Genomic DNA, 13,236 nt, shown 5'->3' with positions numbered 1-13,236 from the left:
CAGGGAAGTATTTGGGAAGTGCCGGACAGGCGCATCGCCGTCCGCGCCCGCAGGTTTGGACGGGTGCCGGATGCCGTCTGAAAGGGGCGGGGGCGTTCAGACGGCATCGTGCGTGTTACAGACTGGCGGCGGTTTCGTTTTGGGCGGCTTCCAGTGCGGCGAGTTGTTCGGCAACGCCTTGTTCGATTTTGGAAAGGCCGGCGGACTTGGCTTCGTGGTAGGCTTCTTCGAGTGCGTAGCGGAAACCGGTTTTGTCTGTGCCGCCGTGGCTTTTGATGACGATGCCGCGCAGCCCGAGCAGGATGGCCCCGTTGAATTTGCGCGGATCGAGTTTGTTTTTCAAGCCTTTGAGGGCGGGTAGGGCGGCAACGGCGGCAAGTTTGTTGAACAGGTTGCTCTGGAATTCGCGGCGGATGGCTCCGCTCATGAATTTGACTGCGCCTTCGATGGTTTTGAGCATGACGTTGCCGACAAAGCCGTCGGCGACGACGACATCTGCTTCGCCGTACAGGATGCCGTTGCTTTCGATGTTGCCGATAAAGTTGAGTTTGCTGTTTTGCAGCAGTTTGTAGGTTTGTTTGACGGTATCCGTACCTTTGATGTCTTCTGTGCCGACGTTGACCAGCCCGACGCGCGGCTGTCCTTTTTGAGGATGGAGCGCGTGGACGAGTTCGCTGCCGATGACGGCAAATTGGGCAAGCTGTTCGGGTGTGCAGTCGACGTTTGCGCCGAGGTCGAGGGCGAGGGTAACGTGGTCGGTGTCGGAAGGAAGGAATTTGGCGATGGCGGGGCGTTCGATGCCGGGTATGGTCTTGAGGACGAAACGTGCGGTTGCCATGAGCGCGCCCGTGTTGCCTGCGGATACGGCGGCTTGGGCTTTGCCTTCTTTAACTTGGTTGATGGCAACGCGCATGGAGGAGTATTTTTTGTTCTTTAGGGCGGACTGAGGGGATTCATCCATGCCGACAACCTGGGTGGTATGGCAGATGTCGATGCGTTCCATCGGCGCGCCTGCCGCGTTCAGGGCTTGGCGGAGCTGCGTTTCGTCGCCGGTCATAATCAGGCGGACATCGGGGTGTGCTTGGAGGAATGCGGTTGCGCCGGGTACGGTAACGGCAAGTCCTTGGTCGCCGCCCATGGCATCTACGGCCAATGTAATCATAGGGGTTTCTCCGGTAGATTTTCGGTCTGCGGCAGGGGTCGTGCGGGCTTCAGACGGCATCGGTTCGGAAAATATGCCGTCTGAAAGGGTTAGCCTCGGCCGGCTTCGGCAAGGCGGTTGTGTTCGTCGATGTCGAGTGCGTCCCACGGATAGTTGATCCACCAGTCTTCTACGGTAATGCCGCTGAAATAGGGAATGCCTTCGGGGATTTTGCCTGCTTTGGCTTTGATTTTTTCGTGCAGGACGGCGACGCCGACAGTGTCGAAGTCTTCCTTGAGCAGTTCTTTCAGGCAGAACTCCATGGTTACGCGGCTGTCGTCCACTTCATCGACGACGAGCACGTTTTTGCCCCGCAGGACTTCGGGGACGGGGTCTAGCCATTGGACTTTTTTGACTTCTTCGGTAACTTGTCCTTCGTTGTCGCTGTCGTAATAGGCGGTGGTTACGGCATAAATCGGAATTTCCAGAAAACAGCGCAGCATGCGTGCCGGAATAAAGCCGCCGCCGCCGATAGCGATCATGGCATCGTATTTGACGCCGGCGTTCCGGATTTTTTCTGCCAATGCTTTGATGACGCGGTGGATGTCATCGTAGGTGTACCAGATTTTCTGTTTCATCGGAATTTCCTTGGTGGTTGGGGCTTTTGGAATATTTTCACGGGGTATTATACGGAACGCTTTGCCCCTGTGTGTTGACGTATGGCGAAAGTTTGGACGGATGGTGCGTCCAATGCAAAAAAAGCCAGTAATTGCATGGCAATGTTCTGGCTTTTTCAGTCAGTCGAATAGGGATTATTCGCCTTTGGCTTTGACCACTTTGCGGCCGCGGTACATACCGTTGGGGGAGATGTGGTGCGGGCGGTGTACTTCGCCGGTTGTGCTGTCGACAAACAGTGCGGGCGCGGTCAGTGCGTCGTGCGAACGGTGCATACCGCGTTTGGAAGGGGATTTTTTGTTTTGTTGAACGGCCATTTCAAGCTCCTAGATAAATAAACTGTGTCCTAATTAACTGCTTTTCAAACCCGCCAAAACAGCAAAGGGGTTGGGTTTGTCTTGGTTGGCGGATTCCGGAAGGGTATTGCCGCAGTGTCCGTGTCGCGGCGAAAAGGGCAGGGACATCAGGATTTGGTCTTCTACCAATGCGCGCACGTCGAGTTCTTTTTCAATCAGTATGCCTTCGAGTTCTTTGTCGGCAAGCATGGATTCGTCCAAGGACTCTTCGTCGGAAAACAGGACGATACGGCTGCTTTCATCGAGCATGAACGGCATGGGTTTGATACATCTCTGGCAAATCAGGGGCATATCGGCTTTGACGTTCAGGTCGAGGAACAGGCGTTGCAGCCGGTCGCGACCGCCGGTCAGTGTAAACGATATTTTGGTCCGCCTGTCGGCGGGATAATCGTGCAAACTGACTCGCTCGTCCAATTCTTCCAGCAGAAAACTGCCTTGCAGGTTCTGCCTTTCGGCGGCAAAAATTTCCGGGTCAATCAAATTAGGGTCTGACATAAACGGGGTATGATATAATTTAGATGTTCTAACGTCAATATTTTTAAGAAAAATGTTGCGGTACGCCGAAGGCGGGCGTCCGTGTTTCGGCGCATGGCTGGATTTTACCGCCCCTTCGGGCGTGTTTTCAACGGTAAGGAGGATGGGATGGGTTTGGAACTGCCTTTGGTTTTGGGTACGAGTTCGGTTTTCCGCCGCGAACAGATGGAAAGGCTCGGCATTGCCTTTCAGGCGGCATCCCCCGATTTTGACGAAACGCCGATGTTGGGGGAATCCGCCCCTCAGACGGCATTGCGCCTTGCCGAGGGTAAGGCGCGGTCGTTGACCGGGCGTTTCCCCGGGGCGTTGATTGTCGGTGCGGACCAGGTGGCGTGGTGCGACGGCAGGCAGTGGGGCAAGCCGATGAACCTTGCCAACGCGCAAAAGATGTTGATGCATTTGAGCGGCAGGGAGATTGAGTTTTACAGTGCGGTCGTTCTGCTAAATACGGTTACGGGCAGGATGCATCGGCATATCGATAAGACGGTGGTCGTGATGAGGCAGTTGGACGAGCTGCACATCCTCCGCTATTTGGAGCGCGAGCCGGATGCGGTTTATTGTTCGTGTGCGGCGAAAAGCGAGGGCTTGGGCGCGCTGTTGATCGAACGGATTGAAAGTACCGATCCGAATGCCTTGATTGGTCTGCCGGTTTTCCGTCTGGTCGATTTTTTGAAAAACGAGGGCGTGGATGTTTTGTAACTGCCCGTTTATGCCGTCTGAAGGGTTCGGACGGCATTTTTAACCGATGAGTGAGGGAATGATGTCTCCTGTTTTGTATTTGATTCCTACGCCTTTGGGTACGCCTGACACGCCGTGCCTGTTGCAGCATGAACAACGGGCGGTTGTCGGGCTGACGGATTTTGTCGTGGAAGCGGAAAAAACGGCGCGTGCGCATTTGAAGCATTTGGGGATAACGACGCCGATACGCGAACTGAATCTGCAAACGTTGAATGAACACACGGATTTGAAGACTTTGCCGGAATTGCTGAAACCTTTGCAAGAAGGGCGCAGTATGGGGATTGTCAGCGAGGCGGGTTGCCCGGCTGTTGCCGATCCGGGCGCGAATTTGGTGGCATTGGCGCATAAACACGGTTTTGAAGTACGGCCTTTGGTCGGCCCGTCCAGCCTGCTGCTGGCGCTGATGGCTTCGGGTGCGAATGGGCAGAACTTTGCGTTTAATGGTTATCTGCCGTCTGAAAAAAATGAGCGCATTCAGAGTTTGAATGCTTTGGAGCAACGTTCGCGGCAGTGCGGCGAGACGCAGATTTTTATTGAAACGCCTTACCGCAATGATGCGCTGCTTGCCGATGCGGTGGAAAACCTGCATCCTGAAACGCGCTTGTGTACGGCTACGGATTTGACGTTGCCGACTCAGTTGGTGGTCAGTAAAACGGTTGCGGATTGGCGCAGGATGAAGGAAATGCCCAATCTGAAAAAACGCCCGACGATTTTTGTGATGTATGCGGGTTGAAGATTTCCGCCCCGATAGGGGGTGAACAATAAAAATGCCGTCTGAACAGGTTTCAGACGGCATTTTTCATGCTGCGGCATTTAGGAAACGACTTCGCCTTGGGCGCGTTGTTTTTCGATGCTGCGGTTGATGTGCCACTGCTGGGAGATGGTCAGGAGGTTGTTGACCACCCAGTAGAGAACCAAACCGGCAGGGAAGAAGAAGAACATGACGGAGAAAACCAACGGCATGATTTTCATCATTTTCGCCTGCATCGGGTCGGTCGGCGGCGGGTTCAGATAGGTTTGGGCGAACATCGTTGCCGCCATAATGATGGGCAGGATGTAGTAGGGGTCGGCGCGGCTGAGGTCGGTAATCCAGCCCAGCCAAGGTGCCTGGCGCAATTCTACGGAGGCGAACAATGCCCAGTACAAGCCGATGAAGACGGGGATTTGCAACAGCATAGGCAGACAGCCGCCCAGCGGGTTGATTTTCTCGTCTTTGTAAAGCTGCATCATCGCTTGCTGTTGCGCCATACGGTCGTCGCCGTATTTTTCTTTGATGGTCTGCAGTTTGGGTGCGGCGGCACGCATTTTCGCCATCGAACGGTAGGAGGCGTTGGTCAATGGATACAGTACGGCTTTGACGATGATGGTCAAAACGACGATTGCCCAGCCCCAGTTGCCGATAATGTTGTGCAGTTGGTTCAGGAGCCAGAAGAGCGGCGATGCGAACCAGTGTACTTTACCGTAGTCTTTTGCCAGTTGCAGGTTGTCGGCGATGTTTGCGATAACGGATGTGGTTTGCGGACCGGCATACAGGTTGACGGCAGTTTCGGCTTTGGCGCCGGCTTGGATAGCGGCTAAAGGCACGCTGACGCTTGCGCTGTACAGCTTGTCGCTGCGGCGTTTGATGTCGATACGGCAGTCGCCTGCGGCGCAAACGCTTTGGCCGCCTTTAGGTTGGAGGATCCAGGTGGACATGAAGTGGTGTTCAATCATGCCGAGCCAACCGGTCGGGGTTTTGCGGATGTATTCGGCCTCGGATTTGCCGGATTTCGCATCGTCGTCCAAGTCGGAGAAGCTGACTTTTTGGAAGTTGCCTTCAGGGGTATAAACAACAGGGCCGACGTAAGAGTGGGTAAAGTAGCCTTGACCCTCGGGTTCGCTGTGGTCGCGGACGATGCGGTAGTCCGCGCTCAGGTTGGCGGTTTGAGCGCTGCCGTTGGCGATGTCGAAGCGGACGTTGACCAGATAGCTGTCTTTGGTAAAGGTATAGACTTTGTCGATTTTCAGTCCGTTGGTTTCGGGCGCGCTCAGGCGGACTTCGACTGTGTCGCCGTTGAGGGTGTACTGTTTTTTCGGTGCGCTAAAGCCGATGCCTTTCAGAATGTTGTTGCCCTGCGCGTCCAAAAGTTCGGATTGGGCGACGTAGGTGTATTCTTTGCCGTCGCCAAACAGGACGAACGGTTTGTTTTCGTCGCCGGTTGCTTTGTATTTGAGCAGGGTCAGCCGGCGCAGGTCGCCACTTTTTTCATCAATAACGGCTTGAACCGTGTCGGTCGTTACGGTAATCGGCGTTGCGGGCGCGAGCGCGGCTTCGGCGGAAGCGGTTGCTGCCTGTTTTTGTGCCGCCTGTTGGGGCGCGGGGACGGGTTTCGGGGTGGGGAACATTTTTTCCCAGCCGATCATAATCACCAGCGCGATGGCGAAAAACGCCGTGAGTCTTTTAAAATCCATATAGAGTTTCCTGAATGGTCGGAAATGCCGCAGGTTGCGTGTTCCGATAGACGGGGAATAAGGGCGGGCTTCATACCCGACGGCCGTGCCGCCAGCCCGAAGGTTCAGACGGCATTATATAGAAACCGATGGGAAATAAAAGGAAAGCGTGCAATTTGAATATTGCGTCGGGTCAGGGAACGGGGTCGTGTCCGTGTCCGCCGAAAGGGTGGCAGCGTGCAATGCGCTTGATGGCGAGCCGGAGGCCTTTGAATGCGCCGTATTTTTTGACCGCTTCGACCGCGTATTGCGAACAGGTCGGCGTATAACGGCAGCGCGGCGGAATCAGCGGGCTGATGCAGTATTGGTAAAACCTTATCAGCCCCAGCAGCAGTTTGGACAATAGGAAGTTCATCGGGATGTTCCTTGTATGGGAAACCCGTTGCCGTCTGAACCTTGCGTGCAGAGTACCGTTCTGATCATACCTGTTTCCCGCATCCGGTTGCGGGGTTGCCGAACATGAGTTGTGCCAGTTCCGCCCTTGCCTGTTTTGCGGTAGCCCTGTCGAATTTCCGGCGGACGCGCACGACGAAATCCTGAGGCGGCAGCCGGTTTTTGTTCAATCTGAACCAGTCGCGGATGACGCGTTTCATATAGTTCCGCTCGTTGGCGCGTTTGGCGGTTTTTTTGCCGACCACCAGACCGATGCGGGGATGGTCCAGCCCGTTGCCGTTTGAGCGCGAAACTTGCAGCAGGTCGCGGCTGCGGCGGTTTCTGAATGCAAAAACGGATGAAAAATCATCCGTTTTTAACAAGCGGTACTGCCTTCCGAAGCGGTAGTCCAAAATTACACTGCCAGGCGTTTGCGGCCTTTGGCACGGCGTGCGGCCAATACTGCGCGTCCGCCGCGTGTTTTGGAGCGCACGAGGAAGCCGTGGGTGCGTTTGCGTTTGGTAACGGAAGGTTGATAAGTGCGTTTCATGATGGTTCCTAAAATAGAATGGGTAGATAATTAAACCGTGAATTACACTCCAATTTGCCGCTTTTGTCAATCAATATAGAAACTTTGCAGGAGGATTGCCCGATTGCCTGCGGATTTCTGCCGCCTTTCTGTGGATAAATTTTTGCACGGGTTGTGGATAAAATATCGGCGAGTCGGTATAATCGGTTCGCTGCGTTTTGAACCGACGCGTATTCAACAGATTTGTTTTCTTTTTGAAAATATTATATTTTCTTTGTTTTCGATTTCATTTTTACCGATTCGAGCCTATCCATGACATTAGCAGAGTTTTGGCCGCTGTGCCTCCGCCGTCTTCACGATATGTTGCCTCACGGGCAGTTTGCGCAATGGATTGCGCCCCTTACGGTTGGTGAGGAGGGTGGCGTATGGGTGGTGTACGGCAAGAACCAGTTTGCCTGCAATATGCTCAAGAGCCAGTTTGCCGGAAAAATAGAAGCGGTGAGGGAAGAGTTGGCTGCCGGCCGTCCCGCCTTCGTATTCAAACCGGGAGAAGGCGTGCGTTATGAGATGGCGGCGGTTGAAGGTGCTGTCGAACCTGCCGAGCCGTCCTTGCACGCGGGGTCGGAGGAGATGCCCGTGCAGGAGGTTCTGTTGGACGAGCTGCCGTCTGAAAAGCCTGTCAAACCCGCTGCGTCGAAAACGGCGGCGGATATTTTGGCGGAACGTATGAAAAACCTGCCGCACGAGCCGCGTCAGGCTGCCGGGCCTGCTTCCCGGCCGGAATCGGCGGCAGTTGCCAAAGCGCGGACGGATGCGCAGCGTGATGCGGAAGAAGCGCGTTACGAACAAACCAACCTGTCTCCGGATTACACGTTTGATACGTTGGTAGAAGGTAAGGGCAACCGCCTTGCGGCGGCTGCGGCGCAGGCGATTGCGGAAAACCCGGGGCAGAGTTACAACCCGTTCTTCCTGTACGGCAGCACGGGTTTGGGCAAAACCCACCTTGTGCAGGCGGTCGGCAACGAGCTGTTGAAAAACCGTCCCGATGCCAAAGTGCGCTATATGCATTCGGACGACTACATCCGCAGCTTTATGAAGGCGGTTCGCAACAATACCTACGACGTGTTCAAGCAGCAATACAAGCAATACGACCTGCTGATTATCGACGATATTCAGTTCATCAAAGGAAAAGACCGTACGATGGAAGAATTTTTCTATCTGTACAACCATTTTCACAATGAGAAAAAACAGCTCATCCTCACTTGCGATGTTTTACCCGCCAAAATCGAAGGTATGGACGACCGCCTCAAATCCCGCTTTTCGTGGGGGCTGACTTTGGAACTCGAGCCGCCCGAATTGGAAATGCGTATCGCCATTTTGCAGAAAAAGGCGGAAGCGGCGGGCATCAGTATCGAAGACGAAGCCGCGCTGTTCATTGCCAATCTGATCCGTTCCAACGTGCGCGAACTGGAAGGCGCGTTCAACCGTGTCGGAGCGAGCAGCCGCTTTATGAACCGTCCCGTCATCGACATCGATTTGGCGCGTACCGCTTTGCAGGACATTATTGCCGAGAAGCACAAAGTCATCACCGCCGACATCATCATCGATGCGGTGGCGAAATATTACCGCATCAAAATCAGCGACGTACTCGGCAAAAAACGCACGCGCAACATTGCCCGTCCGCGTCAGGTTGCCATGAGCCTGACCAAAGAATTGACCACTTTGAGCCTGCCGTCTATCGGCGATTCGTTCGGCGGACGCGACCATACGACCGTCATGCACGGCATCAGGGCGGTGGCGAAACTGCGCGAGGAAGACCCCGAGTTGGCGCAGGATTACGAGAAACTGCTGATTCTGATTCAAAACTGACCGGACACGCCTTTCAGACGGCATGACATTGACCATGCCGTCCGAAGGGTAGGAAATCCAACCGATTTAAGGAGCGAAAATGTTGATTTTACAAGCCGAGCGCGACAGCCTGCTCAAGCCGCTGCAAGCCGTTACCGGCATCGTCGAACGCCGACACACCCTGCCCATCCTGTCCAATGTGCTGATTGAGGGCAGGGGCGGTCAGACCAAACTCTTGGCAACCGATTTGGAAATCCAAATCGACACCGCGGGTCCCGAGGGAGGTGCGGGCGACTTCCGCATCACTACCAATGCCAAGAAATTTCAGGACATTTTGCGCGCGCTGCCTGCCGGTGCGCTGGTGTCGCTGGATTGGGACGACAACCGTCTGACGCTGAAGGCGGGCAAATCGCGTTTTGCCCTGCAAACCCTGCCTGCCGCCGATTTTCCGATGATGAATGTCGGCGAGGACATCAGCGCGACTTTCTCGCTGGGGCAGGAGCGTTTCAAAACCATGCTGTCGCAAGTGCAGTACAGCATGGCGGTGCAGGACATCCGCTATTATCTCAACGGTCTGCTGATGCAGGTTGAGGGCAGCCAGTTGCGCCTTGTGGCGACCGACGGACACCGCCTTGCCTATGCAGCCTGCGCGATTGATGCGGATTTGCCGCGCGCCGAAGTGATTTTGCCGCGCAAAACGGTGCTGGAACTGTTCAAACTGTTGAACAACCCCGACGATCCGATTCAAATCGAGCTGCTGGACAAGCAGGTGCGTTTCCAATGCAACGGCACGACCATCGTCAGCAAGGTCATCGACGGCAAATTCCCCGATTTCAACCGCGTGATTCCTTTGGACAACGACAAGATTTTCGTGTTGTCCCGTGCCGAACTTTTGGGCGCGCTGGAACGTGTGTCCATTCTTGCCAACGAAAAATTCCGTGGCGCGCGCCTGTTCCTGCAACCCGGCCTGTTGAGCGTCGTGTGCAGCAACAACGAGCAGGAAGAAGCGCGCGAAGAAATCGAAATCGCCTATCAGGGCGGCGAACTCGAAGTCGGTTTCAATATCGGCTATTTGATGGACGTGTTGCGCAACATCCATTCCGACGATATGCAGCTTGCCTTCGGCGACGCCAACCGCTCGACGCTGTTTACCGTGCCGAACAATCCGAATTTCAAATATATTGTGATGCCGATGCGGATTTGACGGTTTTCCGGAACACGATGCCCGTATTGGAGATATGCCCCGAACCGTGCAGACGGATTCGGGGTTTTGTTCGGCTGTCGGAAAGGCAATGCCGTCTGGAATGCGGCGGATTGGGGTTGGGAGCGTATGGGGGAAGTGCTTGTGCGGGTCAGCCTCGGAGCAAATCCCATAAATCGTTTTGCAGGTCGGCTTCGCTTTCGCCTTCGGCGGGCGCGGCGCGGATATAGCCGCCGTCGGGCTGCATCAGCCACGCGTGGGTATTGTCTGCCAGTGCCATTTCCAAACCTTCGCGGATGACGCGTTTTTTGAGTTCGGGCGCGGTAATCGGGGTGGCGGTTTCGATGCGGCGGAAGAAATTGCGCCCCATCCAATCCGCGCTGGAAATAAAGGTGTCGTCCGCGCCGTTGTTGTGGAAACAATATACGCGCGCGTGTTCGAGCTGCCTGCCGACGATGGAGCGGACGCGGATGTTTTCGGACAAGCCTTTTACACCCGGGCGCAAGGTACACATACCGCGCACAATCAAATCGATTTGCACGCCTGCCGCGCTTGCTTGATACAGGGCTTCTATGACAGTCGGTTCGATGAGCGAATTCATCTTGGCGGTAATCCGCGCCGGTTTGCCGGCTTTTGCGTGTTCGGTTTCGCGAGCGATGCGGCCGATAACCATTTTGTGCAGGGTAAACGGACTTTGGTAGAGTTTGTTCAGCCGCCCGGGTTTGCCCAAGCCTGTGATTTCCATAAATAATGTGTTCACGTCGGCGGTGATTTGTTCGTCGGCGGTAATGAGGCCGAAGTCGGTGTAGATGCGCGATGTGCCTTGGTGGTAGTTGCCCGTGCCGAGGTGGGCGTAACGCTTGAGCACGCCGTCTTCGCGGCGGATGACCAGTGCCATTTTGGCGTGGACTTTGTAGCCGAACACGCCGTACACGACGTGCGCTCCCGCCTCTTCGAGCTGCTTCGCCCAGTTGACGTTGTTGGCTTCGTCAAAACGCGCCATCAGTTCGACGACGACGGTTACTTGTTTGCCGGCGAGTGCCGCCTTCATCAGGGCGGGGACGAGTTCGGAGCGCGTGCCGGTGCGGTAAATCGTCATTTTGACGGCAAGAACGGCGGGATCGGCGGCGGCTTCGCGTATCATATCGACCACGGGATCGAAAGATTGGTAGGGGTGGTGCAGCAGGATGGGCGATTGGCGCACCAAATCGAAGATCGGGCTGTTTTTGCCCAAGGCTTTCAGACGGCCCGGCGTGTGCGGCGGAAATTTCAAATCGGGGCGGTTGACTAGGTCGGGGACGGCGTTGAGGCGGACGAGGTTGACCGGGCCTTTGACCTGATAGAGTTCGGCGTCGGTCAGCCTGAATTGCGCGAGCAGAAAGTCGCGGATGTAGGCGGGACAGGTGTCGGCGACTTCGAGCCGCACGCCGTCGCCGTATTCGCGGTCGTGCAGTTCGTTTTGAATGGCGGCGCGGAGGTTTTGTACGTCTTCTTCGTCAACGGTCAAGTCGCTGTCGCGCGTGAGGCGGAACTGGTGGCAGCCTTTGACGTTCATGCCCGGGAAGAGTTTGCCGACGTGGGCGTGGAGGATGGACGACAGGAAGACGAAGCCGTGTCCGCCGCCACACAGTTCGGACGGCAGGGGAACAACGCGCGGCAGGATGCGCGGTGCTTGGACAATCGCCATACCCGAAGGCCTGCCGAACGCGTCCGTGCCGTCGAGTTCTACGGCGAAGTTGAGCGATTTGTTCAGCGGGCGCGGGAAAGGGTGGGAAGGGTCGAGTCCGATGGGGGTCAGGATCGGCAGCAGTTCGCGGTCGAAATAGTCTTCGATCCATTTTTTCTGCGTGCCCGTCCAATTGCGGCGGCGGTAAAAATGGATGCTTTCCCGCGCCAACTCGGGCTGAAGGACGTTGTTGAACAGGTCGTACTGGTGCCGTATCAGGGAGCGCGCCGCTTCGGTAACGTCGGCGATGGTTTCAGACGGCGTTTTGCCGTTGTCCGGCCTGCGCCGGGGGTGCAGCTTGTTTTCACGCTTGAGCCACGCCATGCGGACTTCAAAAAACTCGTCAAGATTGGACGACACGATGCACAGGAAGCGCAGGCGTTCCAAAAGGGGGACGTTTTTGTCTTCCGCCTGTGCCAACACGCGGCGGTTGAATGCCAGCAGGCTCAGTTCGCGGCAGAGGATGCGGTTTTGTTCGGTCATAAGGTTCTCCCAAAGATGGTTGTTGTTCGGTCGGAGCGGGCGGACAATGCCGTCTGAAGGCTTGGCGGCATCTGCGCCGGTTTCAGGCGGCATGACGTGACGGACGGTCTGTTTCAGGCATCGGGGCAATGTGAAAACGGATACCGGCACGTGCGGTATCCGTCTGTTTCAAATCACTTCCAACACAAAATAATGACGCAGTTTTTCGTACACCGCATCGCTGACGTTGATGCAGCCGTTGGTCATAATCCTGTCGGACACGGACGGGGAGGCGATGCGTTCGTTTCGCCTTTCGGACGGTATCTGATTCCAAACGCGGTGCAGGGCGAAAAGAAAATCGCCCTCCTGCTTGAAACCGATGACTTCGCCGCCGTAACCGGGCTTGTCGGTACTGTTCAGCGTCAGTCCGAACGTCCCCTTGGGTGTGGCAGTGCCGATGAGGACGGGGTGGCACTGACGGTCGTCGGCAAAACAGAGTTCCGCCTTGGATGTGTCGACGATGACTTTTTTCTTTTGAATATAGGCACTGACCGCATCCGGCTGCCCCTGTGCGAATACGGGGGCAGTCGTCAGCAGGCAGCACAATATCCCTGAAAGCAGGCGGGGCGGCATAGCGGCTTATTGGCGGATACGTTTCGGTTTTGCCGGCACGATTTCGCGGATGATGACTTGCGGCTCGGCTTTGGGTGCGGGCGGCGGGCAGACGGCATCTTTCGGGAAGACGGGGTTCCAGTAGAAGCTGCGGGCAAATTTGTCTTTATCGAAAATCACTTTGTATTGGCAGGTAGTAACGCCTTCCACGCCGGAAGTGTTTTCAGGGTCGATACCCACGCCCGGGGTGTGGAAGTGGAACAGGTAATCCCATTCGCGCACGCCGTACATACCTTCGTCGTAATGCGGGCGGCCCGGGATTTTGTAGATGTCGTCTTTGGTCAGACCGGGGCGCATCTGATCCAGTTCGTCATAAGTCGGGAATGTGCCGCGCTTGTTGTCGAGCGTTACGGAATAGGGTTCCGGGAAAACCGGATTGTCGGTCGTGCCGTCGGCTTTGACGTTGCTTTATGGTTGCGCAGGCAGACAGAATGCCTGCCGCCAATACTGCCAAGCTCGGTTTGACGATTTGTTTGATTTTCATATGCAGAA

General features: G+C 55.7%; 14 protein-coding genes and 1 pseudogene. 4 read left to right on the top strand and 11 right to left on the bottom strand.

Features of this window, described 5'->3' with window-relative positions:
* Positions 1–115: 115 nt before the first annotated feature.
* From plsX to DFR77_RS03170, 4 genes are all read right to left on the bottom strand, one after another.
* On the bottom strand, positions 116–1,162 hold the full coding sequence (plsX, locus tag DFR77_RS03185) for a phosphate acyltransferase PlsX (RefSeq protein WP_003687182.1): 1,047 nt from the start codon (positions 1,160–1,162) through the stop codon (positions 116–118).
* Positions 1,163–1,251: 89 nt separating this feature from the next.
* Positions 1,252–1,779, bottom strand: coding sequence for a phosphoribosyltransferase (locus DFR77_RS03180; protein WP_003690468.1), 528 nt, complete (start codon positions 1,777–1,779; stop codon positions 1,252–1,254).
* 174 nt (positions 1,780–1,953) lie between these two features.
* The gene (gene rpmF / locus DFR77_RS03175; protein ID WP_003687186.1) at positions 1,954–2,133 is read right to left on the bottom strand and encodes a 50S ribosomal protein L32; all 180 of its coding nucleotides are present in this window, start codon (positions 2,131–2,133) and stop codon (positions 1,954–1,956) included.
* A 33-nt stretch (positions 2,134–2,166) separates the two neighbouring features.
* A complete protein-coding gene (locus DFR77_RS03170) occupies positions 2,167–2,667 on the bottom strand; it encodes a YceD family protein (RefSeq protein ID WP_003692452.1) in 501 nt (166 codons plus the stop codon).
* A 147-nt stretch (positions 2,668–2,814) separates the two neighbouring features.
* Here DFR77_RS03170 and DFR77_RS03165 point away from each other — a divergent pair, with 147 nt between their 5' ends.
* Together DFR77_RS03165 and DFR77_RS03160 are read left to right on the top strand one after the other, a co-directional pair.
* Positions 2,815–3,405: a Maf family protein gene (locus DFR77_RS03165; RefSeq protein ID WP_003690470.1), complete on the top strand. Its 591-nt coding sequence runs from the start codon at positions 2,815–2,817 to the stop codon at positions 3,403–3,405.
* 61 nt (positions 3,406–3,466) lie between these two features.
* On the top strand, positions 3,467–4,177 hold the full coding sequence (locus DFR77_RS03160) for an SAM-dependent methyltransferase (RefSeq protein ID WP_010356435.1): 711 nt from the start codon (positions 3,467–3,469) through the stop codon (positions 4,175–4,177).
* An 80-nt stretch (positions 4,178–4,257) separates the two neighbouring features.
* On the opposite strand, the gene yidC is transcribed toward DFR77_RS03160, so the two are convergent.
* The 4 genes from yidC to rpmH form a co-directional block, all read right to left on the bottom strand.
* Entirely contained in the window at positions 4,258–5,895 is a 1,638-nt protein-coding gene (gene yidC / locus DFR77_RS03155) for a membrane protein insertase YidC (protein WP_003692454.1), read from the bottom strand.
* 172 nt (positions 5,896–6,067) lie between these two features.
* Positions 6,068–6,289, bottom strand: coding sequence for a membrane protein insertion efficiency factor YidD (gene yidD, locus DFR77_RS03145; protein ID WP_003690475.1), 222 nt, complete (start codon positions 6,287–6,289; stop codon positions 6,068–6,070).
* Between the two features lie 64 nt (positions 6,290–6,353).
* A complete protein-coding gene (rnpA, locus tag DFR77_RS03140) occupies positions 6,354–6,719 on the bottom strand; it encodes a ribonuclease P protein component (protein WP_003687193.1) in 366 nt (121 codons plus the stop codon).
* Positions 6,720–6,721: 2 nt separating this feature from the next.
* Positions 6,722–6,856: a 50S ribosomal protein L34 gene (rpmH, locus tag DFR77_RS03135; RefSeq protein ID WP_002214728.1), complete on the bottom strand. Its 135-nt coding sequence runs from the start codon at positions 6,854–6,856 to the stop codon at positions 6,722–6,724.
* A gap of 291 nt (positions 6,857–7,147) precedes the next feature.
* Here rpmH and dnaA point away from each other — a divergent pair, with 291 nt between their 5' ends.
* Positions 7,148–8,704 carry a chromosomal replication initiator protein DnaA gene (gene dnaA / locus DFR77_RS03125; RefSeq protein WP_003687194.1) on the top strand — a complete coding sequence of 519 codons (1,557 nt, stop codon included), beginning with the start codon at positions 7,148–7,150 and terminating at the stop codon, positions 8,702–8,704.
* Between the two features lie 79 nt (positions 8,705–8,783).
* Entirely contained in the window at positions 8,784–9,887 is a 1,104-nt protein-coding gene (dnaN, locus tag DFR77_RS03120) for a DNA polymerase III subunit beta (RefSeq protein WP_003687195.1), read from the top strand.
* A 148-nt stretch (positions 9,888–10,035) separates the two neighbouring features.
* Here the strand turns inward: dnaN and ppk1 are convergent, their stop codons facing one another.
* The 3 genes and pseudogenes from ppk1 to DFR77_RS03100 all read right to left on the bottom strand — a co-directional run bounded on the left by ppk1 (position 10,036) and on the right by DFR77_RS03100 (position 13,228).
* Positions 10,036–12,093 carry a polyphosphate kinase 1 gene (gene ppk1 / locus DFR77_RS03110; RefSeq protein WP_020996757.1) on the bottom strand — a complete coding sequence of 686 codons (2,058 nt, stop codon included), beginning with the start codon at positions 12,091–12,093 and terminating at the stop codon, positions 10,036–10,038.
* 168 nt (positions 12,094–12,261) lie between these two features.
* Positions 12,262–12,705: a hypothetical protein gene (locus DFR77_RS03105; RefSeq protein WP_003687201.1), complete on the bottom strand. Its 444-nt coding sequence runs from the start codon at positions 12,703–12,705 to the stop codon at positions 12,262–12,264.
* 6 nt (positions 12,706–12,711) lie between these two features.
* A pseudogene (locus DFR77_RS03100) lies at positions 12,712–13,228 on the bottom strand (outer membrane protein assembly factor BamE).
* Between the last annotated feature and the right edge of the window lie 8 nt (positions 13,229–13,236).

It is taken from the genome of Neisseria gonorrhoeae, assembly GCF_003315235.1.
GTDB classification, from domain to species: domain Bacteria; phylum Pseudomonadota; class Gammaproteobacteria; order Burkholderiales; family Neisseriaceae; genus Neisseria; species Neisseria gonorrhoeae.
The sequence above is the reverse complement of the archived record's forward strand: the minus strand, read 5'-3'. Positions and strand labels throughout refer to the sequence as shown.

What these genes read in the sequence shown, in the direction of transcription:
- ppk1 (WP_020996757.1), bottom strand. Translation starts at nt 12,093, where the DNA reads ATGACCGAACAAAACCGCATCCTCTGCCGCGAACTGAGCCTGCTGGCA.
- DFR77_RS03180 (WP_003690468.1), bottom strand. Translation starts at nt 1,779, where the DNA reads ATGAAACAGAAAATCTGGTACACCTACGATGACATCCACCGCGTCATC.
- plsX (WP_003687182.1), bottom strand. Translation starts at nt 1,162, where the DNA reads ATGATTACATTGGCCGTAGATGCCATGGGCGGCGACCAAGGACTTGCC.
- dnaA (WP_003687194.1), top strand. Translation starts at nt 7,148, where the DNA reads ATGACATTAGCAGAGTTTTGGCCGCTGTGCCTCCGCCGTCTTCACGAT.
- DFR77_RS03105 (WP_003687201.1), bottom strand. Translation starts at nt 12,705, where the DNA reads ATGCCGCCCCGCCTGCTTTCAGGGATATTGTGCTGCCTGCTGACGACT.
- DFR77_RS03160 (WP_010356435.1), top strand. Translation starts at nt 3,467, where the DNA reads ATGTCTCCTGTTTTGTATTTGATTCCTACGCCTTTGGGTACGCCTGAC.
- rpmF (WP_003687186.1), bottom strand. Translation starts at nt 2,133, where the DNA reads ATGGCCGTTCAACAAAACAAAAAATCCCCTTCCAAACGCGGTATGCAC.
- rpmH (WP_002214728.1), bottom strand. Translation starts at nt 6,856, where the DNA reads ATGAAACGCACTTATCAACCTTCCGTTACCAAACGCAAACGCACCCAC.
- DFR77_RS03165 (WP_003690470.1), top strand. Translation starts at nt 2,815, where the DNA reads ATGGGTTTGGAACTGCCTTTGGTTTTGGGTACGAGTTCGGTTTTCCGC.
- yidC (WP_003692454.1), bottom strand. Translation starts at nt 5,895, where the DNA reads ATGGATTTTAAAAGACTCACGGCGTTTTTCGCCATCGCGCTGGTGATT.
- yidD (WP_003690475.1), bottom strand. Translation starts at nt 6,289, where the DNA reads ATGAACTTCCTATTGTCCAAACTGCTGCTGGGGCTGATAAGGTTTTAC.
- dnaN (WP_003687195.1), top strand. Translation starts at nt 8,784, where the DNA reads ATGTTGATTTTACAAGCCGAGCGCGACAGCCTGCTCAAGCCGCTGCAA.
- DFR77_RS03170 (WP_003692452.1), bottom strand. Translation starts at nt 2,667, where the DNA reads ATGTCAGACCCTAATTTGATTGACCCGGAAATTTTTGCCGCCGAAAGG.